Here is a 25508-nt window from a genome sequence, read left to right as displayed (position 1 = left end):
CGATGAGCGTGTCCGCGCCTTTCATCAGCCGGCCCATCGCGACCTCCCTGCTCGGCGTCGCCGTGCTGCTGTGCGGCATCCTCGGCTATCTGCGCCTGCCGGTCTCGGCCCTGCCGCAGGTCGATTTCCCGACGATCCAGATCACCACGCAATTGCCGGGCGCGAACCCTGAGACCATCGCCTCGCTGGTCACCGCCCCGCTGGAGCGCCAGTTCGGGCAGATCCCCTCGCTCTCGACGATGTATTCGCAGAGCTCCTTCGGCCTCAGCCAGATCACGCTGCAATTCGACCTCGACCGCGACATCGACGCCGCCGCGCAGGACGTGCAATCGGCGATCAACGCAGCCGGCTCCACCTTGCCGCGCACCCTGCCCTACCCGCCGACCTATGCGAAGATCAATCCGGCCGACGCGCCGATCATGGTGCTGGCGCTGACTTCGGACACCGTCTCGCTGCGCCAGCTCAGCGATCTTGCGGACACGCTGCTCTCCCCGCGCCTCTCCGAGGTTTCCGGCGTCGGCCATGTCTCGATCGAGGGCGGCGTGCGTCCCGCCATCCGCATCCAGGCCGACCTTGCCAGGCTCGCCTCCTACGGGCTCGGCATGGAGGATCTGCGCACCGCCATCGTCAACGCCAATGTCGCCGGCGCCAAGGGCGCGCTCGACGGCAACCATCAGGCCTACACGATCAGCGCCAACGACCAGATCGGCAGCGCCGCGGCCTATCGCGACATCGTCGTCGCCTATCGCAGCGGCGCCCCGGTCTTCCTGCGCGATGTGGCGGTGGTGCTGGAGGACCTCGAGAACAGCCGCATCGGCGCCTGGTTCCGCGGCAAGACGGCGGTGGTGATCGACGTCATGCGCCAGCCCGGCGCCAACATCGTCGCCACGGTCGCGCAGGTGAAGCAGGAAATTCCGCGCCTGAAGAACGGCATGCCGGCCGGCGTCGATCTGCAGGTGGTCAGCGACCGCACCGAGACGATCCGCGCCTCGATCGCCGACGTGCAGTTCACCCTGGTGCTGGCCTGTGCGCTGGTGGTGCTGGTCGTGCTGCTGTTCCTGCGGACGGTCCGGGGGACGATCATCGCCGGCGTCGCACTGCCGCTGTCGCTGATCGCGACCTTCGCGGTGATGTGGCTTGCCGGCTTCAGCCTCGACAACCTCTCGCTGATGGCGCTGACCATCGGCACCGGCTTCGTGGTCGACGATGCGATCGTGATGATCGAGAACATCGTGCGCAACATGGAGCAGGGCAAGAAGCCGCTGCAGGCCGCCTATGACGGCGCGCGAGAGATCGGCTTCACCGTCATCTCGCTCACCGTCTCGCTCGTCGCGGTCTTCATCCCACTGCTGTTCATGACCGGTCTCGTCGGCCGGATGTTCCGCGAATTCGCCCTGACGCTGACCATCGCGGTGGTGGTCTCGGCAGTGGTCTCGCTGACGCTGACGCCGATGATGTGCGCCCGCCTGCTGCGCCATACCGGGCATGAGCGCGAGAACTGGCTCATGCGCGCGGCCGAATGGCCGGTCTCGGCGATGGCCCGGCTCTACGACGTGACGCTCGGCTGGGCGCTGAAGGCGCGCGGCCTCGTGTTGCTGGCGACCGTCGCGACCCTCGCGCTGACGGTGTGGATGTATATCGTCATTCCCAAGGGCTTCCTGCCGAGCCAGGATACCGGCCAGCTCAGCGTCGTCCTCGAAGCCTCACCCGACGTCTCCTTCAACGAGATGAAGCGGCTGCAGGAGCAGGTGACGCAGACCTTCGAGCGGGACCCCGATGTCACCGGCATCGTCTCCGTGCTCGGCATCGGCCAGGCCAACGCCACGCTGAACACCGCCCGCCTGACCGTGACGCTGCGCCCCAAGGACGAGCGCCGCGACGACGCCGTGACGATCGCCGAACGGCTCCGGGCCGCGGCCGCCGCGATCCCCGGCGCCGTGACCTATGTCCAGCCGGTCCAGGACATCCAGATCACGACACGCGCCAGCCGCTCGCAATATCAGTACACGCTGACCGGCGCCGACCAGGCGCAGGTGATGGAATGGGCACGCAAGCTCTCGGAAGCGCTGCGCCGCGAGCCGCTGGTGCGCAACGTTGCCAACGAGACGCAGGACGGGGGCTTGCGCGCCCATGTCGAGATCGACCGGGCCAAGGCCGGGCGGCTCGGCATCTCCATTCAGGCGGTAAACGACACGCTCTACGACGCCTTCGGCCAGCGTCAGATCGCGACGATCTACGAGCAGTCGAACCAGTACCGCGTGATCCTGGAGGCCGCGCCGCAATATCTGCGCGATCCCTCGTCGCTGACGAAGCTCTACGTCACCGGCAACACCAACACGCAGGGGCAGACCAACAGCGCTGGCAACACCACGGTAACGCAGAACAGCGTGCAGGTGCCGCTTTCCTCCTTCACGCGCCTGATCCGCGAGACGGCGCCGCTCTCGATCGCCCATCAGGAGCAGTTTCCGGCCGCGACCGTCAGCTTCGACCTCGCGGCGGGCGCGGCTTTGGGCGATGCGGTCACGATGATCGCCGCCGTCGAGCGGGAAATCGGCATGCCGACCTCGATCTCGGGCAGCTTCAGCGCCGACGCGGCCGAGTTCAACCGCTCGCTCGCCAACCAGCCCTGGCTGATCCTGGCCGCCATCGTGACGATCTATTTGGTGCTCGGCGTGCTCTACGAGAGCTATGTCCACCCCTTCACGATCCTGACGACCCTGCCCTCGGCCGGCGTCGGCGCCCTGCTCGCGCTGATCGTGACAGGCCGCGAGCTCTCGATCGTGGCGCTGATCGGCATCATCCTGCTGATGGGCATCGTCAAGAAGAACGCGATCATGATGATCGACTTCGCGCTCGATGCCGAACGCAACGAGGGCCTTTCGCCGGAGGACGCCATCGTCAAGGCCTGCCGGCTGCGCTTCCGCCCGATCATGATGACGACGCTCGCGGCTCTTTTCGGCGCCCTGCCCCTGGCGCTGGCGACCGGAACCGGCAGCGAATTGCGCCAGCCACTCGGCATCACCATCATCGGCGGCCTGCTGCTCAGCCAGTTGCTGACGCTCTACACGACGCCGGTGATCTACCTGGCATTGGAACGGCTGCGCCGGCGCCTCGGCGGCGGCCGTGACGGCGTCGTGCCCTATCCGGGGCCGGAGGCGGCCGAATGAGCGTCGCGCCCGAGGAGGACAAGGGCTGGAAGACGGTGCGCGGTCTCTCCGACGCCTTCATCCTGCGTCCGGTCGGCACCGCGCTGATGGCGATCGGCCTCTTCCTCGTCGGCATGGTCGCCTACATGTTCCTGCCGGTGGCGAGCCTGCCGAGCGTCGACTTCCCGACGATCCGCGTCTTCGCCGGCCGCCCCGGCGCCGACCCCGCGACCATGGCCGGCAGCGTTGCCGCGCCGCTGGAGCGGCGGCTCGGCTCGATCCCCGGCGTCACCGAGATCACCTCGACGAGTTCGCTCGGCTCGACCCAGATCGTGCTGCAATTCGACCTGACGCGAAACACCGACAGCGCCGCCCGCGACGTGCAGGCCGCGCTCAACGCCGCCGCGACCGACCTGCCGGGCGACCTGCCGACGCTGCCGCAGTTCCGCAAGGCCAATCCCAACGCCGCGCCGATCCTGATCCTGGCGCTGACCTCGGACACGATGACGCCGAGCGCGATGTACGACGCGGCCGACACCGTCATCGCCCAGCGCATTTCCCAGGTCGAAGGCGTCGGCGAGGTCACGGTCGCCGGTGCCGAGCAGCCGGCGATCCGCGTGCGCCTCGACCCGGCCCAGCTTGCCGCCATGGGCCTGAGCCTCGACACGATCCGCACCGCCATCGTCAACGCCAATACGGTGTCCGCGGTCGGCTCCTTCGACGGGACGCACCAGAGCGAGACGCTCTCCGCCAACAACCAGATCCGGCAGCCGGAGGATTACGGCGACATCGTCGTGCGCTCGGCCAAGGGCACCGTGGTCCGGCTCGCCGATGTCGCGACGGTGGAGCGCGGCGTACGCAACAGCCGCGCCGCCGGCTGGTACAACGGCAAGCCGGCCATCCTCATCACCATGACCAAGCAGGCCGATGCCAACGTCATCGACACGGTCGACCGGGTGAAGGCGCTGCTGCCAGAGATCCAGAAATGGGTGCCCGCCGGCATCCAGTTCTCGATCATGTCGGACCGCACGGTGACGATCCGCGCCTCGATCGCGGATATCCAGCACACGCTGCTGATCTCCATTGCCCTGGTGATGCTGGTCGTCTTCGTGTTCCTGCGGCGCACGACGCTGACCGTCGCTGCCGGCGTCACCGTGCCGCTCTCGATCGCCGGCACCTTCGCGGCGATGTGGCTCGCCGGCTTCACGCTCGACAATCTCTCGCTGATGGCGGTGACGATCTCGGTCGGCTTCGTCGTGGACGACGCCATCGTCATGATCGAGAACATCGAGCGCAACGTCGCCCGCGGCCTGTCGCCCCTGCGCGCCGCCCTGCTTGGCGCCGGCCAGATCGGCTTCACCGTCGTCTCGATCAGCCTGTCGCTGATCGCGGCCTTCATTCCGCTCTTCTTCATGGACGGAGTGGCCGGCCGCTTCTTCCGCGAATTCACCCTGACGCTGACCTTCGCCATCCTGGTCTCGACGGCGGTCTCGCTCAGCGTCACGCCGATGATCTGCGCGCATTTCCTCAAGACCGGGCCGCATGTGCCGAGCCGCTTCGACCGGGCGGTGGAGAGCGTGCTCTCTGCGATGACGCGCTTCTATGCCAGCACGCTCAGGGTCGTGCTGCAGCATAGCTGGTTCATGCTGATCGTGATGATCGCGACGGTCGCGCTGACCGTGCAGATGTTCCGCAGCGCGCCGAAGGGCTATTTCCCTCAGGACGACACCGGCCTGATCATCGGCTTCACCCAGGCCTCGACCGACATCTCCTTCCCGGCGATGGCGCAGCTCCAGCAGCGGGGCGCGGCCGTCGTTGCATCGGATCCCGCGGTGCTCGGCGTCGCCTCCTTCATCGGCGGCGGCAGCGGCTCGGTCAATACCGGGCGCTTCTTCGTCAGCCTGAAGCCGCTGGAGGAGCGCGGCCTGAGCTCGGCGCAGGTGGTCAACCGCCTGCGCGGGCGCCTGGGCTCGATTCCGGGCCTGCGCATCTTCCTGACGCCGATCCAGGACGTCCGCGCCGGCGGGCGGCAGGGCCGCTCGCAATACCAGTTCACGCTCTGGGACCCGAACCTGCCCGAGCTGGAGGAATGGGTGCCCAAGGTGCTGGAGCGCCTGCGCACGCTGCCGGAGATCGTCGACGTCGCGACCGATCGCGAACAGGGCGGTCTGCAGGCCAATGTCGTGATCGACCGCAACAAGGCGTCGCAGCTCGGCGTCGCGATCCAGGACATCGACAACGTCCTGTCCGACGCCTTCAGCCAGCGCCAGATCTCGACGATCTACGGCGCGCGCAACCAGTACCGGGTCGTCCTCGAGGTCGCGCCCTCACGCAGCCGCGATCCGGGCGACATCCTCGATCTCTACGTGCCCGGCCGCAACGGCGCGCAGGTGCCGCTGCGCAGCCTCGTCAAGGTCGAGCGCGGCACGGCGCCGCTGGTCATCAACCATCAGGGCCAGTTCCCGGCGGTGACGATCACCTATGATCTCGCCCCCGGCGTCGGTTTGCAGGAGGCGAGCGATGCCGTGGTCGCCGCGGTCGAGGCGCTGCATATGCCGGCTTCGCTGCGCGCCGAATTCGCCGGCGACGCCAAGGCTTTCACGCAAGGAGCCGGCAGCCAGGGCATGATGATCCTGGTCGCGATCCTCGCCGTCTACATCATCCTCGGCGTGCTCTATGAGAGCCTGATCCACCCGGTGACGATCCTCTCCACCCTGCCCTCCGCGGGCCTGGGCGCGCTGATCGCGCTGCGGATCGCCGGCGCCGATCTCACCATCATCGCCTTCATCGGCATCATCCTGCTGATCGGCATCGTCAAGAAGAACGGCATCATGCTGGTCGATTTCGCGATCAGCGCCGAGCGGCAGCGCGGCGAGACCCCGCGCGAGGCGATCTTCGACGCCTGCCTGGAACGCTTCCGGCCGATCCTGATGACGACGCTCTCGGCCATGCTCGGCGCGGTCCCTCTGATGATCGCGACAGGCCCCGGCGCGGAGCTGCGCCGCCCGCTCGGCATCACCATCGTCGGCGGCCTGATCCTCAGCCAGATCCTGACGCTCTACACGACCCCGATCATCTATCTCTGGATGAGCAAGCTGAGTGCCCGCCGGCGTCCGTCGGAGCAGGGATTGCCGGGAAGCCGCACCGACCAGGTCGAGGCGACCTGATCGACCATCCATCGCCCGGGCCCGTCATGTCGAGCCGGCCGCCGAAACCGGAAGGCTTTCCCGTCTCATGTCGATTTTTTCCTCGCCAGCGCGGCCGCCCAAGGTGGCCCGGCAAGGTGAGCCCAAGCTGGGCCCAAGTCGGCCTCGAATCCTTCGATTGACAAGGCGCCCGATCGGCGTTTTTATTGGCATACAAATGAATTTCAGACCCGCGGAAACGTCAAAAGGCGGCCGCGGATGAGCCGGGAGAGAGCCATGAAATTCGTATCCGACCGGAAGGTGCGGAGTGCCCTGGTCGCCCTGGCGACACTCTTTATTCAGTCCAGTGCGAATTCAGAAGAGATCTCGGTGACGCAATGGGGCGCGAGCCTCTACGGCGCCCCCTATGCGGTCTCCATGGAGAAGGGCCTGTTCAAGCAGGCCGGCATCGACATCACCGGCATTCTCGGCTCCGGCGGGGGCGGCACCACGGTCCGCAACATCCTCGCCAGCGACACGCCCTATGGCGAAGTCGCGGTCTCAGCGGCGCTCGCCGCCAAGGCGCAAGGCCTCGACGTCGTCATCGTCAACACGGGCACGCGCAGCGTGGCCGAGGCCTCGATGGTGACGATGCCCGATTCCGGCATCAGGAGCCTCGAGGATCTGATCGGCAAGAAGGTCGCGATCACTTCGCCGAAATCCGTTTCGGAAATGCTCTTCCTGATGGTCCTTCGCGAGAAGGGCATCGATCCGGGCAAGGTTCAGCGGGTCGCCGCCGGCGGCTATGTCCCGGCCCTGACGATGATGGAACAGGGCGGCGTTGCCGCTTCCGTGCTCATCGAGCCGCTGTCGATCATCCGCAAGGACAAGTATCGCACGGTCTACAAGGCCGGCGAGGTCCTCAAGCCGATGACGACATCGGTGGGGATCACCACACGCAAATTCGCGCAGGAGCAGCCGGCGAAGCTGAGGGCCATCATCGCGGGCCGCAGGGCCGGCGTGCAGGCCGTCTACCAGGACCCTGCGGGCACTGCGAAGATCATCGAAAAGATCTACAAGCTCGACCCGCCGATCGCCAGGGAGGCCGTCGACAACATGATCGGCCCGCATATGTGGAGCGAGGGCGAGTTCAGTGTCGAGGAGCTCAACCGCATGGTCGAGGGCTTGAAGCTGATCGGCGAGGTCAAGAGCGACATCGACTGGTCCACGATCCTGGACAAATCCTACCTGCCGCCCGATCTGCAGGCGAAGTCATGATCGGCGCGGCGGTGAAGGCACGGAGCGACTCTTTGGCGATATCCGAGGTTCCCGCCGCCGTTCACGTCCGGCTCCGCGGCGTCACCCGGGTCTTCGACCTTCCCAAGGGCAAGCTGCATGCGCTCGGCCCCGTGGACCTCGACCTGGGCAGGGGCGAGTTCTTCTCCGTCGTCGGTCCTTCCGGCTGCGGCAAATCCACCTTGCTCGACATTCTCGCGGGATTGAGCCGGCCGCAGGCGGGCGTCGCCGAATTCGAGGGCGCGCCCATCCGGGACGTGCCGGACGGCGTCGGCGTAGTCTTCCAGGAAGATGCCTCCTTCCCCTGGCTCAGCGTTCGCGACAACGTCGCCTTCGGTCTGCGTCGTGCCGGCATCGACCCGGCGGAAATCGCCCGGCGCGTCGATTACGCCGTCGGCTTCATGGGGTTGCGCGACTTCGCCGCCTCATACCCGGCACAGCTGTCCGGCGGCATGCGCCAGCGCGTCTGCATCGCACGGACACTCGTGATGCAGCCCCGGCTGATCCTGCTCGACGAGCCCTTCGGCGCCCTCGACCAGCAGACGCGGCTGCTGATGGGCGACGAATTGCTGCGGCTCTGGCGCGAGACCGGCGCGACGGTGCTGCTCATCACCCACGCGCTGGACGAGGCGGCGATGCTGTCGGATCGGGTCGGCGTGATGTCGACGCGGCCGGGAACCTTCATCGATTTCGTCGAGACCGGCTGGGAGCGGGACCGCGACAGCCGCGTCGTCTCGACCCCGCATTTCGGCGACATCACCGCCCGCCTCTGGGACAAGCTGCGGGTCGAGGCGCTGAAGATCATGTCGTCGGGACAGGCCTGAGCCATGTCGGAGAAGCGCCTGCGGGTCCTGGTCGTCGCTCTGCTGATCGGCGCCGTCGAGCTGATGTGCCGGGTGGGCATCATTCCGCTCGCGGTCATGATCCCGCCGTCGCAGATGGTGGTGGAGCTCGGCCGGATTCTCGCCTCGGGCGAATACGCCTCCGACATCGTGGTGAGCCTGACGAATGTCGTCGTCGCGGCGGTGCTCTCGGTGATCCTCGGCTTCGTCGCGGGGCTGGCGATCCACGCCTGGCCTGGCCTGCGCGACGCGCTCGAGCCGCTGCTGGCGAGCTATTACGCCATCCCGACCTTCGTGTTCTATCCGGTGTTCATCACCCTTTTCGGCGTCGGCTCGGCCTCCATCATCGCCATCGCCGTGCTGCTGGCGATCGTTTCGATGATCACGGCCACCTTGAACGGCATCGACAGGATCCCGCGCGTCCTGCGCAAGACCGCCCGGATCTATCGCATGCCGCGCTGGAAGACGGCGCTGCTCATCGAATTGCCGGCCGCGGCCCCTTACCTCTTCACCGGCGTCAAGCTGTCGGTCGCCTATGCCTTCATCGGCGTGATCGCCTCGGAATTCATCCTGTCGGGCTCGGGGCTCGGCTATGCGATCGCCTATGCCTACAACAACTTCGAGAACCGGCACATGTACGCGCTGATGCTGCTGATCCTCGTGACCGTCACGATCGTCAACACGGCGCTCAACCATGTCGACAAGCGCCTTCAGGCGCGCAGGCAGCGGTGATCGCCATGCCGAGGATCACCGGTACCGCCCTCGTCCTGCTCTTCTGCCTGCTGCTCTGGCAGACGCTCCATCTCCTCGTCGGCGCCTCCTCGCTGGCCTCTCCTTTCCAGACGGTCGTGAAACTGGGCTCGCTGCTGGCGACCGCCGAATTCTGGCAGAACGTCGCGGAGACCATGCGCGCCTTCGCCGCCGCCTTCCTGATCTCGTTGGTCGGCGGCATCGCGCTCGGCATCCTGCTCGGGGTGCGCCGGCTTGCCGGCAACGTCGCCGAGCCCATCCTCGTCAACCTCTATTCCATCCCCAAGGTGGTGCTCTACCCGCTGGTGCTGCTCTGCTTCGGCCTCGGCATCTCGGCCAAGATCGCCTTCGGCGTGATGCACGGGCTGATCCCGATCACCCTGTTCTCGATGAACGCGATCCGGCAGATGAAGCCGGTCTATCGGCGCACCGCGCAGGTGCTGCGGCTGTCCTCTGCGCAATCGGCCTTCACGGTTATCCTGCCCGCGATCCTTCCCGAGGTGATCTCCGGCGTGCGGCTGGGGTTCTCGCTCACGCTGCTGGGCGTGCTGATCGGCGAGATGTTCGCCTCCCAGCGCGGTCTCGGCTTCATGTTGATCAGCGCCATCAACATCGGCCAGATCGACACGATCATGGCGGTGGCGCTGCTGCTGACCATCGTCGCGGTGACGTGCAACAGCCTGCTCCTCCTGCTCAACCGGAGAATGGGCTATCGCTAACGCATATGTCGGTCAGGCTGGTTCAACCTGACCGGGTCCGGCCCCGGAACCGGACGCCTTCCGCGGACACTCCCGTCTCGATGCCGCGTGCGGCGCCAATGGATAGAGACAGGCCAAGGTCGAATGTCCAACAAGGCGGAATCGGGCTATCGATTCACGGTCGAGGTCGTGGCGCGGAGGCCACCGCCGGAAATGTGATACGCAAGAGTTTTTGGGAGGCAGCCCCGATGTCGACGCGGAAGCGTTCAGCCGTGGCGGAAAACGCGTCGCTTCAGTCGAAAGAAAACGCGAAATATGTCCTCGACGAGCAGGTCGGCTTTCTCATGCGGAAGGCGCAGCAGCGCCATATCGCAATCTTCCAGCAGACGATCGGGCCCGGAGGCCCGACCCCGACCCAGTTCGCCGCGTTGAGCAGGCTCGCCGCGAGCAAGGAGATCTCCCAGAACCAGCTCGGTCGCCTGACCGCGATGGACCCCGCCACGATCAAGGGTGTGATCACCCGGCTGGCCGAGCGCGGCCTGGTCGAGCGCCTGCCCGACCCCAACGACCAGCGGCGCGTTCTGATCCGGCTGAGCGACCAGGGACGCGCGCTCATGCCGGAGCTTTTCGCCCGGGCAGCGGCGATCACGGCCGCGACCTTGCAGCCCCTGACAGAGAAGGAAGCGCAGCAACTCTCGCTGCTACTGGCGAAGCTCTGCTGACGCTGTAAATCCGGACGGCCGCTCAGACCGACAGGTACTGCGCCCGGATCGCCTCATCCGCCTTGAGCTCGGCCATGGTGCCGGTGAAACGGATGATGCCCTTCTCGATGATCGCGGCGCGATCCGCGACATTGCCGGCGAAATGCAGGTTCTGCTCGGAGAGCAGGATGCTCAGCCCCTCCCCCTTCAGCGCCAGGATGGTCTTCGCCATCTCCTCGACGATGAGCGGGGCCAGCCCCTCCGAGGGTTCGTCCAGCAGCACGAGCCGCGGATTGCCCATCAGCGTGCGCGCGATGGTCAGCATCTGCTGCTCGCCGCCCGACATCGCCCCGCCCGGCCGGTCGCGCATCCGCCCGAGATTCGGAAAGAGCGCGAAGAGCCGCTCGGGCGTCCAGTGCGGCACGCCCTCGCGCGGCGGGCGCTGGCCGACGGAGAGGTTTTCCATCACCGAAAGCTCGGAGAAGATGCGCCGCTCCTCCGGCACGTAGCCGATGCCGATGCGCGCGATCTCGAAGGGCTCGCGACCCTCGATGCGCTGGCCGTCGAAGCGGATCTCGCCGCGCGCCGGGGGCACCAGCCCCATCACCGCCTTCATCGTCGTCGACTTGCCGGCGCCGTTGCGCCCCATCAGGGCCAGCACCTCGCCCCGGCCCATGCCGAAGCCAACGCCCTGCAGGATATGGGCGCGCCCGTAATAGGCGTCGAGCCCGGAGATTTCGAGAAGGGCGCTCATCAATGGCCTCCCGAGGTGGCGCCGGAGCCGAGATAGACCGCCCGCACCTGCGGGTCCTGGCGCACCGCCTCGGCGGTGCCGTCGGCGATCAGCCGGCCGCGATCGAGCACGATCACCCGGTCGGAATGGGCGAAGACGACGTCCATGTCGTGCTCGGTGAACAGCACGGCGATCTGCTTCTGCGCCGCTATCCGCGCCGTCAGCGCCATCAGCTCGACGCGCTCGCGCGGGGCCATCCCGGCGGTCGGCTCGTCCATCAGCAGGAGCTTCGGCCGGTTGGCGAGCGCGACGGCAAGCTCGACGCGCTTCAGGTCGCCGTAAGCGAGCACGCCGCAGGCCCGCTCCGCCTGCTCGCGCATGCCGACCTGTGCGAGCAGGGCGTCCGCCGCAGCGACATGGCGCGTCCGGGCGGGCCGGAACGGATTCCAGACGCCATCCTCCTGCGAGATCAGCGCCATCTGCACGTTCTCGCGCACGGTCATCGAGGTGAAGGTCGCGGTGATCTGGAAGGTGCGGCCCACACCCAGGCGCCAGACCCGGCGGGGCTTGAGCCCCGTGATCGCCTGCCCGGCGAGGATGACCTCGCCGCGATCCGGCTTGAGCTGGCCGCCCAGCATGTTGAAGCAGGTGGTCTTGCCGGCGCCGTTCGGGCCGATCAGCGCGACCATGCGGCCAGCCTCGACCGAGAAGGAGACGCCTTGCACCGCATGGACGCCGCCGAAGGATTTCGCGAGATCGCGCGCGACCAGCACGGCCTCGTCGGCGACTGCCGCCCGGGGAGAAACGACGGCGCTCATGGCGCGCCCTCCGTCGCGAGCCGGGTTACGACGGCACCGTCCTTGTCGCTTCGATCGCGCCGCTCGCGCAGGGCGAGGAAGCCGCCGACGAGTCCGCGCGGGAAGAGCACGACGAGGAGCACGATCGAAAGCCCCAGCGTGAAGCGCCAGTACATCGTCATCTTCATCAGCTGTTCGCTGAGCCCTGCATAGGCGAAGGCGCCGACGATCGGACCCGACACGGTCTGCACGCCGCCGAGCAGCACCATCAGCAGCGCGTCGACCGAACGCGGGATCGCCATATAGGTCGGGAAGACAGAGCCCTTGAAGAAGGCGAAGAGCGCTCCCGCGATGCCGGCCGCGAAGGCGGCGATGGTGAAGGCGACCCATTGCACGCGCATGGTGTCGATGCCGATCGCTTCGGTCCTGAGCGGGTTGTCGCGCGCGGCGCGGAGCGCATAGCCCAGCGGCGAGAACACCATGACCCTGAGCAGGACCACGCAGGCCGCGCAGATAGCGAGCGCGAGATAGTAGAACGCCGTCTTCGACACTGCCCAATGCGACGGCCAGACGCCGAGGATGCCGTTGTCGCCGCCGGTGAGCTCGACCCATTGGAAGGCCGTCGCCCAGGCGATCTGCGCAAAGGCGAGCGTCAGCATGGCGAGATAGACGCCGGACAGCCTGACACAGAACCAGCCGAACACCACGCCCGCGATGCCGGCCAGGAAGGGCGCGAAGATCAGCGCCGGCTCCATCGGCGCGCCCAGCCATTTCACGGCGAGCGCAGCGCCATAGGCGCCGAGGCCGAAATAGGCGGCGTGGCCGAAAGAGGCCATGCCGCCCGGCCCCATCATGAAATGCAGCGAGGCGGCAAACAGCGCAAAGATCACGAGCTCCGTCAGCGTCAGCAGCAGGTAGTCCGGCGTCACCAGCGGCGCGGCGGCAAGCAGGATGAGCGCGACGAGGCCGGCGAGCTTGGCCGCCCGGTCGGCCGGCCGCAGCAGCGGCTCGGCCGTCGCCGTCCCGCGCGCGGCGCCGACGGGGCGCCTGCCCATCAGGCCGTAGGGCTTGACCACCAGCACCACGGCCATGACCAGGAAGACGAGCACGAGCGTGATCTTCGGGAAGATCAGGATGCCGAAAGCGTGCAGGATACCGATCAGCACCGCCGCGAGATAGGCCCCGGTCACGCTGCCGAGCCCGCCGACGACCACGACCACGAAGGCCTCCGAGATCATCGACAGGTCCATATGCAAGGTTGCCGCCTCGCGCGGGAGCTGCAGCGCCCCGCCCAGCCCGGCGAGGCCGGCCCCGAAGGCGAAGACCGAGGTGAAGAGCAGGCGCTGGTTGACGCCGAGCGCCGCGACCATCTCGCGATCCTGCGTCGCCGCTCGCACCAATGTGCCCCAGCGCGTCTTCTGGAACAGAAACCAGAGCAGCGCGAGCACCAGCGGGCCGATTGCGATCAGCAGGAGTTCATAGGTGGGGAAGCGGTTGTCGAACAGGATGACGAAGCTCTTGAAGCCGGGCGCGCGGGGCCCGAGCTTGTCTTCTGCGCCCCAGGTGGCCAGCGCGATGTCCTGGATCATCAGCACCACGCCGAAGGTGGCGAGAAGCTGGAACAGCTCCGGCGCCTGATAGATCCGCCTGAGGATCGCGACCTCGATCACCACGCCGATGATGGCGACGAGCAGTGCCGCCAGCCCGACACCACCCCAGAAACCAAGCCCGCTCGTCGGACCCAGCCAGGTGACCAGCGTCCAGCCGATATAGGCGCCCAGCATGTAGAGCGAGCCATGAGCGAAGTTCACGATCCGGGTGACGCCGAAGATGATCGACAGCCCGGAGGCGACGAGGAACAGCGAGGAGGCCGAAGCCAGCCCGTTCAATGTCTGCGTGAGAATGAGGTCGAACATTCTGCCGATGTCCAGGTCAAAGCTCTGCCGTCATCCCGGACGACCGCAGGTCGATCCGGGATCCATTGTAGAGCACAGCCCCCTCCGATGGATCCCGGATCAGCGCCGCTTCGCGGCTTGTCCGGGATGACGGAGGTTCATATGCCGGAAACGCGATGAACTCAGCCTGCCGGCCGCATCGTCTTCACGACGTCGTCCGATGGCAGGTACTTGGCGCCGTCGGCATAGCGCCAGTCGACCATCACGCCCTTGCCGTCCTTGAGGGCGGTCTTGCCGACGAAGGCGCCGAGCGTCGACTGATGGTCGACGGCGCGATATTCGGCCGAACCGAAGGCGGAGGGGAATTTCAGCCCCTCCATCGCGTCGATCAGCTTCTCGTTGTCGGTGGTGCCGGCCTTGGCCAGGGCCGCCGCGATCGAGTTCATCGTGTCGAAGCCGACCACCGAGCCCAGGCGCGGATAGTCGTTGTACTTGGCCTTGTAGGCGTCGCGGAACTTGACGTGTTCCGGCGTCGCCAGATCGGCATGGGGATAGCCGGTGACGATCCAGCCCGTCGGCGTCTCCGCCCCGAGCGGGTCGAGATATTCAGGCTCGCCGGTCAGCATCGAGACGACGTCGCGCCCCTCGAACAGGCCGCGCGTATTGCCCTGGCGCACGAGATTGGTCAGGTCGACGGCGAAGGTGACGTTGAAGATCGCCTCGGGCTTGGAGGCCTCGAGCGCCTGCACGGTCGCGCCGGCATCGATGCGGCCAAGCGCCGGATATTGCTCGGCCACGAACTCGACATCGGGCCTGGCCTTCTTCAGCAGTTCCTTGAACCACTTGATGCTCGACTGGCCATATTCGTAGTTCGGCGCGACCAGCGCCCATTTCCGCGCCTTGAGCTTGGCCGCTTCCTCGACCAGCATCGCCGCCTGCATATAGGTCGAGGGTCGCAAGCGGAAGGTGTAGCGGTTGCCCTTCGCCCAGACCAGCGCATCCGACAGCGGCTCGGAAGCCGCATAGAGGCGCTTGTTCTGCAGCGCGAAATCGGTGAGCGCGAGGCCGACATTCGAGAGGAAGCCGCCCGAAAGCAGATCGACCTTCTCGGCGTTGATCAGGTCGCCGGCGTGGCGCACGGCATCCTCCGGCTTGCCGGCATCGTCGCGGAAGATCGTCTCGATCTTGCGGCCAAGCACGCCGCCGCCGGCGTTGACCTGCTCTAGCGCCAGCTCCCAGCCCTGGCGGTAGGGCTTCAGGAAGGCGGGCTGGGCGGTATAGCTGTTGATCTCGCCGATCTTGATCGAGCCGGCGCCTTGCGCCCGGACCAGCGACGGAGCGGCGAGCACGGCAGCCCCTCCGGAAGCGGCTGCCAGAAAACGCCTGCGATCCATTGTCATGCCAATCTCCCCCGTTCGCGATCCGGCTGCCGGGACTCGGCGTTGTCGCCGAGGGTCAGCCGTTCGTCATTAGCCGTTGCGCCGTTCCGTTCCAAGTTTTATGGTTTTAATGTTTGTATACCTACGAAGTTGATGAGTTCGAAGCAGCGTGTCAACTCGGTTTCGCGGCTTGTGAAGGCAGGGCGTGATTAAAATCGCCGCATTATTGCCGCGCCCGGTATTTCGCGCGCTTTGAGCGGCGAAAGCCCCGCTCTTCCCGCGCAGCGATCGTGTTGACGGGCGCGGGCTTGCAGGGCTAAATTGTTTGCATACAAATAATGTAGCGGCGCGTTTCCGGCGCCAGGGGTGCGAGCATGAGCTCCGACGCGACGACATTGGCCGTTGACGACAAGATTCGCTGCGATGCCTGCCCGGTGATGTGCTTCATCAAACCCGGAGCGGTCGGCGCCTGCGATCGCTACGGCAATGTCGACGGCACGTTGGTGCGGGTCGATCCGCATGTCGTGCTCGACCGCAGGATCGGCCAGGGCGGCGACGTCGTGTCTTTCGCGGGCGAGCGCGAATGGAGCGGCGACATCCTCAACCCGCAGGGCACCTTCGTCACCGCCATCGGCGCTGGCACGACCTATCCCGACTACAAGCCGGCGCCCTTCATCGTCTCTTCCGAGGTCGACGGCGTCGATATGGTCACGGTCGTGACCGAGGGAATCTTCAGCTATTGCGGCGTGAAGATCAAAATCGACACCGACCGCTTCCTCGGCCCGGAAACCGCGACGGTGCGGGTCGAGGGCGAGGCCGTCGGCCATGTCACGACGGGCGAGTACGGCTCGCAGATGCTCTCGCTCGGCGGCGTGCACCACCTCACCGGCGGCTCCAAGAAGGAGGGCCGCGTCACCTGCGACACGCTGCTGTCGCTCTGCAACGGCAAGCCGGTGGAGATGGCGATCGACGGCGGCGAGACGGTCGTCGTCCAGGCCGGCAAGGCCCCGATCGTCAACGGCGTGGCCGAGAGCCGGATGCGGGTCGGCTGCGGCTCGGCCACCATCGGCATCTTCGCCAAGCAATGGCATGGCAAGGTCGACGAGGTCGTCGTCGTCGACGACCACATCACGGGCGTGCTCTCCGAGCATCAGGCCGGCAAGCTGCTGGGCATGGAGCCGACCGGGATCAAGCTCAAGGGGCGGCGCTCGACGCCCGGCCGCTATTTCCAGGTCGCCGAACCGGGCACCGGCTGGGGCGGCACCAATATCAGCGACCCGCTCGCCATCCTCGGCCCCTTCGATCCGAAGACCGCCCGTCCGGGCCTGCGCCTGCTGATGGTCTCGACCACGGGCGAGCACGCCGCCTATTACGAGCTGGACGACAATCTGCGGCCGGTCGAGATGGACATCCCGGTGCCGCTGCGCGAGCCGGTCGAGCGCATCGCGGAGAATTGCGAACCCGCCTTGTCGACCGTGCTGTTCATCGGCGGCGCCGGCGGCTCGCTGCGGGCGGGCGTGACCGAGAACCCGGTCCGGCTGACGCGCTCGGTCAAGGATTCGCTGACCTATGTCACCTGCGGCGGCGCGCCGGTCTATATCTGGCCGGGCGGCGGCATTACTTTCATGGTGGATGTCACGCGCCTGCCCGAGAATGCCTTCGGCTATGTGCCAACACCGGCGCTGGTCGCACCGCTGGAGTTCACGATGAAGCTTTCGGACTATCGCGAGCTCGGCGGCCATATGGACCATGTCCAGCCGCTGAGCGAGCTCAAGCGCGGCGGGCGCCTCCAGCTGCCGCAGCACCAGGACAATCCCTGGCCGTTCGCACCGCATTCCACGCGGCACTCGCACGGGTAGCGCGATGTTCGAGCGGCCCTCAGCGCGCTTCCTGCCGGACGGCAAGCGCCTGCTGCTCCAGCAGGGGCCGATCGATCTGGTCATTCAGGCGGAGGGCAGCGCCGACGCCGTGCGGATGGCCCATGAGGCCGCTCTGCATCGTTTCGATGGGCTTCTGGCGGAACTCTGCGGCGAGCTCACTCTGCTGCGCATGCCCGTGACGGAGGCAAGCCCCACGCCGGAGGGCGTGGTCGCGCAGCGCATGCACGCGGCCGTGGCTCCGTTCGCCGGAGCCGGCTTCATCACGCCGATGGCCGCCGTGGCCGGGTCCGTCGCCGAGGAGATTCTCGGCGCCATGCTCGCGGCCGCGCCGCTGACTCGCACCTTCGTCAACAATGGCGGCGACATCGCGCTGCATCTGGCGCAAGGCGAGCATTTCCGCATCGGTCTCGTCGACCGGCCCGACCGGCCGAACCTGTTCGGAACCACGACGATCTCGGCCGCCGACGGCATCGGCGGCGTCGCGACCAGCGGTTATCCCGGCCGCAGCTTCTCGCGCGGCATCGCCGAAGCGGTGACGGTGCTGGCGCCCACCGCCGCCATGGCCGATGCGGCGGCGACCGTCATCGCCAATGCCGTCGATCTTCCGGGCCATCCGGCCGTCGTCCGGGTTCCGGCCGACACGATCCAGTCGGACAGCGACCTCGGCGACATTCCCGTGACGCGCCATGTCGGCCGGCTCACCGAAGCGGAGATCGCGGAAGCGCTCGCCGCCGGGCTGGACCAGGCCGCCGGATTGCAGGCGCGCCGGCTCATCCGCTCCTGCGCCATCCATCTCCAGGGCAGGACCCGCACGCTCGCTTTGCCCACCTTGGCCGATATCACCCGGAGGAAACTGGCCCATGCCTGAGATCGCCATTCGCAAGCTCGCCGTTGTCGTCGAGACGATCTTCCATGAGGGCGGCCCTGCCCCGGCCACGCCGCTGCGACGCGGCGCGGCGCTCGCCGTCATCGCCAACCCCTTCGCCGGGCGTTACGTCGCGGATATCCAGGGTTTCATGGATGATCTCAAGCCGTTCGGCCTCTCGCTGGCGAAGCAGCTTCTCGAAGCGCTCGGCGGCGATCCGAAGGCGATCGAGGGTTACGGCAAGGGCGCCATCGTCGGCGCGGCCGGCGAGCTGGAGCACGGCGCGCTCTGGCACGTGCCGGGCGGCTATGCGATGCGCGAGATCCTCGGCGACGCCAAGGCGATCGTCGCCTCGACCAAGAAGGTCGGCGGGCCCGGCACGCGCCTCGACATCCCCGTCACCCATATCAATGCTTCCTATGTCCGCAGCCATTTCGACGCCTTCGAGGTCGGGCTGACCGACGCGCCGAAGGCGGATGAAATGCTGCTCGCGCTGGTGATGACGACGGGCGCGCGCATCCATGCCCGCGTCGGCGGCCTGAAAGCTTCCGAGATCAAGGGGGAGGACGGCCTGCGATGAGCGCCAGAATCCGCAAGCTCGTCACCATCCTCGACGAGACCCGCTCGGAGATGGGCCGCCCGGTGGAACCGGCCGTGCGCCGGGCCGCCGCCGTCGCGGTGATCGCCAACCCCTTCGCCGGACGCTACGAGGCGGACCTCGCGCCGCTGATCGAGATCGGCGAGGAATTGGGCGATTTGCTCGGCCGCCATGCGCTGGCGGCGCTCGGCATTCCGGGCGAGCAGGTCGAAGGCTACGGCAAGGCCGCCGCCGTCGGCGAGGATGGCGAGCTGGAGCACGCCGCCGCGATCCTGCATCCCAAGCTCGGCGCGCCGCTGCGCAAGCTCCTCGGCAAGGCCCCTGCCCTGATCCCGTCCAGCAAGAAGCGCGGCTCGCTCGGCGTGGTGCTGGACGTGCCGCTCGGCCACAAGGCGGCGGCCTATGTCCGCAGCCATTTCGACGGCATGGAGGTGCGCATTCCCGACGCGCCGCGCGCCAACGAGATCATGGTCGCGATCGTGCTGACCAGCGCCGGGCGCCCGCTCCCGCGCGTCGGCGGCCTGAAGACCGACGAGATCAAGGGCGAGGACGGGCTGCGCTGAGGCGGTACACCTATCTCCCTCTCCCCTTGCGGGAGAGGGCTGGGGTAAGGGGCGCGGTCCCCTAAGGGGCCTTGCGTGCCCTTGCGATAGCCGCTTCCACCCCGTTCCAAGCCGGCTTCTCCGGCGCGAAACGGCTGCGCAGATAGCTCGCGAGTTCAGCGACCTGCCCATCGTCGAGCGCGTTTCCGAAGGCTGGCATCTGGCCCATGCCGTGACTTCCGCCCTGCAGCAGCAGGTTGACGAGATTGGCCGGCGTCGCGGCGTGAAGCTTCGAGCTCAACCCCAGCGCCGGCCCCTGATTGGCCAGCGGCGCGATCCGCCCGGTTTCATGACAGGCGGCGCAGGCCCCCTCATAGAGTCGCGCGGCCCGCGACGTGCCGGGATTGGCGGCCGATGCCGTCGCCTTCAGGATCGCCTCGGTGCGCGCCGCGATCTCGGGCTCCGGAGGCGAGGCGCCGAGCGAGGCGAGATAGATGGCCATGGCGCGGATATCGGCGTCCGGCAACTCCTTGAGTTCCGCGATGACGGGCGCCATCGGACCGGATGCCGTGCCGTGGTTCGCGGCATGACCGCTGCGCAGATAGGTGTAGAAATCCGCCTCGCTCCACGGGATCGGAGAATGCGAGGCGCCCGTCAGCGCCGGCGCCTCCCAGCCCTCGGCCTCACCACCGGCGAGATAGGCCATGCCGCCCTTCTCGGCGCCGAGCGCGTTGCGCGGCGAATGGCAGGCGCCGCAATGGCCGAGCCCGTCGACGAGATAGCGCCCCCGGTTCCATTCGGCCGTGCGGGCCGGTTCCGGCTTCGCTTCCTTGCCCCGGTTGAACAGCAGGTTCCAGCCGGCCATCAGCGGGCGCAGGTTGAAGGGAAAGATGAGCCGGCTCGGTTCATTCACCCGCATGACCGGCGTCTGGGACATCAGGAAGGCATAGAGCGCCTGCAGATCGGCATCGCTCGTCTTCGCGAAATTCGCATAGGGAAAGGCGGGATAGAGATGGCGCCCGCCGCGATGGATGCCGGCGCGCATCGCCCGCTCGAAGGCGGGATAGGACCAGTTGCCGATGCCTGTCTCGGGATCGGGCGTGATGTTGGTGCTCGTCACCGTGCCGAAGGGCGTCTCCAGCGCGAGCCCGCCGGCATAGGGCACGCCGTCCCTGCCCGTATGGCAGACGGCGCAGGCTCCGAGCGCGGCGAGCTGGCGCCCCTTCTCGATGGTGGCTGCGGACCATGTCGCGGGGTCCGGCCGGGCAATGGGTGCGATCTCCGGCGCGAGCGGCAGCGAGACAGCCGCAAACGTCGCGGCGGCAGCAGCCATGCCGCCGATTCTGGCCCAGAAGCCGAGGCCGCGTCGGCCTCCCCGGGCGGGCGGCGGGGCCAGTGCCGGGCGCCCGTTCAGCCCGGCCAGCACACGCTCGGGCGTCAGCGGCAATTCGCGGAAGCGCACTCCCGTCGCATCATAGACCGCGTTGACGATGGCCGCCGCACTCGGCACCGAGGCGGATTCGCCGGCACCGAGCGGCGGCTCCTGCTGCCGATCCATCAGCATCACATCGATGGCCGGCAGCTCCGGGAAGCTCAGCACCGGATAGGCGCCCCAGTCGCGCGCGGCGACGGCCGTGGTCTCCGAGAAGGTCACCTCCTCGCGCAGCACACGACTGGTCGATTGCAGGACATTGCCGTGGATCTGGTGCTGCACGCCAGCCGGGTTGACCATCATCCCGGTATCCTGGCCGACCACGACGCGGCTGACCGTCACCTCCCCGGTCGCGCGATTGACCGCGACATCCGCGACCCAGGCCGACCAGGCGGCCCCCACGCCCGGCCAGTTGCCATGGACATAGCGGGCCTGGGCGAAGCCGCGCCCGTGCAGGACATCGCCCTCGGCCCGCAGGCGCGGCCCGACATGCGGCTCCCAGCCGGCGCGGGCGGCCGTCGCCTCGACCAGCTCGGCGGCACGCGCATCGGTGATGTGGCGCAGGCGGAACTCGACCGGATCGACGCCCGCCTCATGCGCCAGCTCGTCGATATAGCTTTCATGCGCGAAGACGTTGGGCATAGCCGAGACGCCGCGCAGCCAGGAGGCACGCACGATCGGCGGCATGTCATAGGCCGTGATCCGCATGTTCTCATAGGCATAGGAGGGGATCGCGGTGCGGTCGCCCATCTTCAGCGTCGCCGGCGTGTTGGGGATGCGCCCGGTCAGCAGCAGCGCCAGCGTCGGCGCCGCATTGGAGGGGTAGCGCGTATGGAAATCATAGGCCGCGAGCGAACCGCCCGGCCCGAGCCCGCCGGCGATGTCGATGAGCTGAGCCGCGCCCTTCGGCTCCCAGAGATGCTCCTGCTCACGGGTGAGCTGCACCCGTACCGGCGCGCCCACGGCCCGCGACAGCAGAACCGCATCGGCCGCCACGTCGTCGGCGCAGTTGCGGCCATAGCAGCCCGCCGCCTCGTGGCGAACGATCTCGATCCGCTCCGCCGGCAGGCCGGTCAGCAAGGCGATGTCGGCCCGCAGCGGATAGGGATTCTGACTGCCGGCCCAAACGGTGATGCCGTCTTCCCGCACATCGGCGACGGCGCAGGACGGCCCGATCGAGCCATGCATCTGATAGGGCCAGACATAGGTCCGGTCGAGCCGCTTCTCGAGGGTCAGCAACGCCGCCTCGACATCGCCTTCGTCGACCAGCTTGCGGGGCGTCGCCGGATGCGCGCGGAGCGCATTCTCGACATCGCGCAGATCGGCCGGCGCCGGCCAGTACTTCCAATGCGTCCTGAGGGCCTGCGCCGCTGCCGCCGCCTGCTCCTCACGCTCGGCGACGATGCCGATGAAATCGCCCTCGACCACCACGGCGCGAATGCCGGGGATATCGGCGATGGATTCGTGCTCGACCGCTTCGAGGCTGTGCCCGACGAAATCCCCGCCATCGAGGCCGGCATAGGGCGGGCGCACGACCCGGCCATGCAGCATGCCCGGCACGCGTACGTCATGCACATAGGTGAAACGCCCGGTGAGCTTGGCCGGAATATCGACCCGCTCGACCGGCTTGCCGACGATGGCGTGGCGCTCGACCGGCTTGAAGGCCGCGCTTTCGGCCAGCGGCAGCAGGATGCGCCGGTTGCCGAGCAGCGCGTCGAGACTAAGCGAAGAGCCCGCCTCGCCGCGCCGGACAAGAGTGCCGGCACGGATTCCGATCTCCTCTTCCGGGCAATCGAGGGCAGCAGCCGCGAGCGACACGAGCTGCCGGCGGATCTGCACTGCCGCGATCCGCATCGGGATCGAGGTGACCTGGATCGTTTCGCTCGCGATCGTCGCGCCCTGGTCGGGCGTCTCGGCCGTATCGCCCAGCACCATCTCGACCGCATCGAAGGGAAAATCGAGCTCCTCGGCCACGATCTGCGCCAAAGCCGTGCTGATGCCGGTGCCGAGATCGACATGGCCACAGAAGGCGAACACCCGCCCTTCCCCGGTCACGCAGACATGCAGGTCCAGCCCCTCCTCGGGCCCCGCATCCGAGGGGGCGTCCTTGCGCGGCGAGACGACGGCGATCACGCCGCCACGCTTCAAGAGCTCCCGCCGGGAGGGTGGAGGCGCCCTGCCCGTCACTGCCCGGCCCCATCGGGTCGCCAGCCGCGTTCGGCAGCGAGCATCACCGCCCGCACGATCTCGACATGCGTTCCGCAGCGGCAGAGATTGTAGCGCAGGGCCTCGCGCACCTCCGTCTCGCTCGGCGCAGGCTTCACGTCGAGGAAGGCCTTGGCGGTCATCACCATGCCGTTGATGCAATAGCCGCATTGGGCGGCCTGGGCGTCGATGAAGGCCTGCTGGATCGGATGCGGGGCTTCCGGCGTGCCAAGCCCTTCCAGCGTGACGATGGCGCGGCCGGCGGCGAGGCGAACCGGATAGACGCAGCTTCTGGCCGCGACCCCGTCGAGCAGAACAGTGCAGGCACCGCATTCACCGAGGCCGCAACCGAATTTCGGGCCGTTGAGCGCAAGGTCGTTGCGCAGGAAGAAGAGCAGCGGCGTGTCGGGCTCGCCTTCGACGCGATGCTCGGCGCCGTTGACGGTCAAGGTGAAGGCGCGCGCGACAGGCCTCATCCCACCCTATCCGCGCCTGGAGAATGCAAGTCCCGCGACACCCACCTGCCCCGAAAGTCATTCGTATACGAACGAGACAACAACGATTCCGGATCGGCCGCAATCGTTATATCGTTGAAAACCTCATCGGCCGATGGGCGGCGTGACCAAGCCGAGGCCGTTCAGTGCCCCTGGACCGAGGGCACCTTCTCGGCCGGCGGCGTGTTGCGGCTGCGGCCGGAGCGGACGAGGCCGTCGATCACCACCATGCCGATGCCCGGCAGGTCGCCAAGCTGGATGCTGTCGAGGAAGCTCTTGCCCGCGGAGTGCTGGGCCTTGTCCATGAAGACGAAGTCGGCGGAGCGCCCGACCTCGATCAGACCGCAATCGAGATTGCGCATCCGCGCCGTGTTGCCGGTGGCGAAGCAGAAGGCGATCTCGGCCGGCACCTCTCCCAGCGAGGAGAGCAGCGAGACCATGCGGGCGATGCCGAGCGGCTGGACGCCGGAGCCCGCCGGCCCGTCCGTGCCAAGGATGACGCGGTTGAGTTCGCCCATCTCGCGGGCGACGCGCAGCGTGTAGAGAGCGGCGCGCTCATTGCCGTTATGGACGAGTTCGAGGCCGCGCTTGCAGCCCTCGCAGATGCAGCGGATCTCCGCGTCCGGCAGGGCAGTATGGCCGCCATTGATGTGGCCGACAACGTCGGTATCGGCTTCCAGCACCACGTCGGCGCCGATCAGCCCCGAGCCCGGGATCGAAGGGCCGCCCGTATGGATTGTCGACTGGATGCCATATTTGCGCGCCCAGGCGACCATCTGCTTCGCCGTGGCGCCATCCTTGACGCCACCGAGCCCGACCTCACCGAGCAGCCTGACACCGGCATCAGCCAGATCCTTGAAGTCCTGCTCGACCATGCCGGGCTCGATCACCGGCGCGCCGGCATGGATCTTCACGCCGCCCGGCCGGAAGGCGTCGAAGCAGCGCTGCGCATAGATCGCCATCGCCTTGACCCCGACGACATCCCTCGGCCGCCCCGGCGTATGGACCTCGCCGGCGGAGATCATCGTGGTGACGCCGCCATGCATGGTCGAATCGATCCAGCCGAGCTGGTTCTGGCGCGGCGTCCAGTCGCCCGCGACCGGGTGGACATGGCTGTCGATCATCCCCGGCAGGAGCACCGTGCCGTTGGCATCGATGACGGTGTCGGCCTTGTCGGTGTCCAGATCCTTGGCCCGACCGACCGCCGCGACCTTGCCGCCGATGGCAATGAGCGTATCCGCTTCGAGAATGGGATTGCCGATATCGCCGCTGAGCATGAGGCCGATATTCCGGACCACGAGCTTGTGGTCGGGGGTGATTGTCGCCGTCGATTGTTCAGCCATCGGCCCGCCTCGGTTTGATCGTTTCCACGTTATGCGCCGCCAATTGACAAAGCCATATCGGCGAGTCATATCGTTTGTACACGAACGAATTTGTCGGACCCTTTTCGTCCTGTCAAGCAGGAGGGAGAGCCTCATGGCCTACGCGGTCACGGAAGCCTGCATTCGCTGCAAATACACCGACTGTGTCGCGGTCTGCCCGGTCGACTGCTTCTACGAAGGCGAGACGATGCTCGTCATCAATCCCGACGAATGCATCGATTGCGGCGTCTGCGAGCCCGAATGCCCGGCCGAGGCGATCATCCCCGATACGGCCGAGGGTTCCGCCCGCTGGGTCGCCCTCAACGGCCGGCTTGCCGCGCAATGGCCCGGCATCACCGACAAGCGCGACGCGCCCGCCGATGCCGAGGATTGGAAGGGCGTCCCGGACAAGCTGCAATTCCTGCCCGAGGCCCTCGACGCATAGGATTTACTTTGCCGGCAATTCTTCTGTCGGAAACGGAGATCCGGCAGCAACTTAACCCTCGAATCCCACGACCCGCCGGTGAAGGCACCCGCCAGCCCGCCGCCGGACTTTCAAGGACGATGCGATGAGCCATTTCTACGAGGAACAGGTCCTGAGCGTGCATCACTGGACGGATACGCTGTTCAGCTTCACGACGACGCGCGACACGACGTTCCGGTTCAAGAACGGCCAGTTCACGATGATCGGGCTGAAGGTCGGCGAGAAGCCCTTGCTGCGGGCCTACAGCGTCGCCAGCACGAACTATGACGAGACGCTGGAGTTCTT

19 protein-coding genes and 1 pseudogene are annotated in these 25508 nt (G+C 67.4%); 13 read left to right on the top strand and 7 right to left on the bottom strand.

The features are described from left to right. Positions 1-2: 2 nt before the first annotated feature. The 7 genes from GGC47_RS24825 to GGC47_RS24795 all read left to right on the top strand — a co-directional run bounded on the left by GGC47_RS24825 (position 3) and on the right by GGC47_RS24795 (position 10579). Positions 3-3167 carry an efflux RND transporter permease subunit gene (locus GGC47_RS24825; RefSeq protein WP_038365703.1) on the top strand — a complete coding sequence of 1055 codons (3165 nt, stop codon included), beginning with the start codon at positions 3-5 and terminating at the stop codon, positions 3165-3167. Next, positions 3164-6313 carry an efflux RND transporter permease subunit gene (locus GGC47_RS24820; RefSeq protein ID WP_142021029.1) on the top strand — a complete coding sequence of 1050 codons (3150 nt, stop codon included), beginning with the start codon at positions 3164-3166 and terminating at the stop codon, positions 6311-6313. Before GGC47_RS24825 ends, GGC47_RS24820 begins: the two co-directional genes overlap by 4 nt. A 255-nt stretch (positions 6314-6568) precedes the next feature. Further along, the gene (locus tag GGC47_RS24815) at positions 6569-7549 is read left to right on the top strand and encodes an ABC transporter substrate-binding protein (RefSeq protein WP_112762314.1); all 981 of its coding nucleotides are present in this window, start codon (positions 6569-6571) and stop codon (positions 7547-7549) included. A gap of 32 nt (positions 7550-7581) precedes the next feature. Continuing rightward, complete coding sequence (locus GGC47_RS24810; RefSeq protein ID WP_370955733.1) at positions 7582-8391, top strand: ABC transporter ATP-binding protein; 810 nt, start codon at positions 7582-7584, stop codon at positions 8389-8391. A gap of 3 nt (positions 8392-8394) precedes the next feature. Then, complete coding sequence (locus GGC47_RS24805; RefSeq protein ID WP_142021031.1) at positions 8395-9141, top strand: ABC transporter permease; 747 nt, start codon at positions 8395-8397, stop codon at positions 9139-9141. Positions 9142-9146: 5 nt separating this feature from the next. Then, positions 9147-9878, top strand: coding sequence for an ABC transporter permease (locus GGC47_RS24800; protein ID WP_112762387.1), 732 nt, complete (start codon positions 9147-9149; stop codon positions 9876-9878). A 227-nt stretch (positions 9879-10105) separates the two neighbouring features. Continuing rightward, entirely contained in the window at positions 10106-10579 is a 474-nt protein-coding gene (locus GGC47_RS24795; protein WP_142021032.1) for a MarR family winged helix-turn-helix transcriptional regulator, read from the top strand. A gap of 22 nt (positions 10580-10601) precedes the next feature. On the opposite strand, the gene GGC47_RS24790 is transcribed toward GGC47_RS24795, so the two are convergent. The 4 genes from GGC47_RS24790 to GGC47_RS24775 all read right to left on the bottom strand — a co-directional run bounded on the left by GGC47_RS24790 (position 10602) and on the right by GGC47_RS24775 (position 15383). Beyond that, a complete protein-coding gene (locus GGC47_RS24790; RefSeq protein ID WP_210245594.1) occupies positions 10602-11312 on the bottom strand; it encodes an ABC transporter ATP-binding protein in 711 nt (236 codons plus the stop codon). Continuing rightward, on the bottom strand, positions 11312-12109 hold the full coding sequence (locus tag GGC47_RS24785; protein WP_142021034.1) for an ABC transporter ATP-binding protein: 798 nt from the start codon (positions 12107-12109) through the stop codon (positions 11312-11314). The genes GGC47_RS24790 and GGC47_RS24785 overlap by 1 nt, the downstream gene beginning before the upstream one ends. Further along, positions 12106-14004 (bottom strand): ABC transporter permease, encoded by a 1899-nt coding sequence (locus GGC47_RS24780; protein ID WP_051988297.1) that lies wholly within the window; start codon positions 14002-14004, stop codon positions 12106-12108. The genes GGC47_RS24785 and GGC47_RS24780 overlap by 4 nt, the downstream gene beginning before the upstream one ends. A gap of 161 nt (positions 14005-14165) precedes the next feature. Next, a complete protein-coding gene (locus tag GGC47_RS24775; protein ID WP_113252244.1) occupies positions 14166-15383 on the bottom strand; it encodes an ABC transporter substrate-binding protein in 1218 nt (405 codons plus the stop codon). Positions 15384-15736: 353 nt separating this feature from the next. On the opposite strand from GGC47_RS24775, the gene GGC47_RS24770 reads away from it, so the two are divergent. The 4 genes from GGC47_RS24770 to GGC47_RS24755 are packed head-to-tail and all read left to right on the top strand — an operon-like array spanning position 15737 to position 19268. Continuing rightward, complete coding sequence (locus GGC47_RS24770; protein ID WP_142021035.1) at positions 15737-17221, top strand: 6-hydroxynicotinate reductase; 1485 nt, start codon at positions 15737-15739, stop codon at positions 17219-17221. Positions 17222-17225: 4 nt separating this feature from the next. Beyond that, entirely contained in the window at positions 17226-18110 is an 885-nt protein-coding gene (locus GGC47_RS24765) for a UPF0280 family protein (RefSeq protein WP_142021036.1), read from the top strand. Beyond that, positions 18103-18687 (top strand): amino acid synthesis family protein, encoded by a 585-nt coding sequence (locus tag GGC47_RS24760; protein WP_142021037.1) that lies wholly within the window; start codon positions 18103-18105, stop codon positions 18685-18687. Before GGC47_RS24765 ends, GGC47_RS24760 begins: the two co-directional genes overlap by 8 nt. After that, positions 18684-19268, top strand: coding sequence for an amino acid synthesis family protein (locus GGC47_RS24755; RefSeq protein ID WP_112762322.1), 585 nt, complete (start codon positions 18684-18686; stop codon positions 19266-19268). Before GGC47_RS24760 ends, GGC47_RS24755 begins: the two co-directional genes overlap by 4 nt. Before the next feature lie 61 nt (positions 19269-19329). On the opposite strand, the gene GGC47_RS24750 is transcribed toward GGC47_RS24755, so the two are convergent. The 3 genes from GGC47_RS24750 to GGC47_RS24740 all read right to left on the bottom strand — a co-directional run bounded on the left by GGC47_RS24750 (position 19330) and on the right by GGC47_RS24740 (position 24721). After that, positions 19330-22827: a molybdopterin cofactor-binding domain-containing protein gene (locus tag GGC47_RS24750; protein WP_142021038.1), complete on the bottom strand. Its 3498-nt coding sequence runs from the start codon at positions 22825-22827 to the stop codon at positions 19330-19332. Between the two features lie 35 nt (positions 22828-22862). Next, positions 22863-23360 carry a (2Fe-2S)-binding protein gene (locus GGC47_RS24745; protein ID WP_112762323.1) on the bottom strand — a complete coding sequence of 166 codons (498 nt, stop codon included), beginning with the start codon at positions 23358-23360 and terminating at the stop codon, positions 22863-22865. 161 nt (positions 23361-23521) lie between these two features. Beyond that, positions 23522-24721, bottom strand: a complete 1200-nt coding sequence (locus GGC47_RS24740; RefSeq protein ID WP_142021039.1) for an amidohydrolase family protein — start codon at positions 24719-24721, stop codon at positions 23522-23524. A gap of 133 nt (positions 24722-24854) precedes the next feature. Here GGC47_RS24740 and fdxA point away from each other — a divergent pair, with 133 nt between their 5' ends. Together fdxA and GGC47_RS24730 are read left to right on the top strand one after the other, a co-directional pair. After that, positions 24855-25184, top strand: a complete 330-nt coding sequence (gene fdxA / locus GGC47_RS24735; RefSeq protein WP_038365680.1) for a ferredoxin FdxA — start codon at positions 24855-24857, stop codon at positions 25182-25184. A gap of 124 nt (positions 25185-25308) precedes the next feature. Continuing rightward, positions 25309-25508: pseudogene (locus tag GGC47_RS24730) on the top strand (ferredoxin--NADP reductase); the annotation flags it as partial.

It is taken from the genome of Allobosea sp. OAE752 (assembly GCF_050433265.1).
Classification (GTDB): domain Bacteria; phylum Pseudomonadota; class Alphaproteobacteria; order Rhizobiales; family Beijerinckiaceae; genus Allobosea; species Allobosea spartocytisi.
The sequence above is the reverse complement of the archived record's forward strand: the minus strand, read 5'-3'. Positions and strand labels throughout refer to the sequence as shown.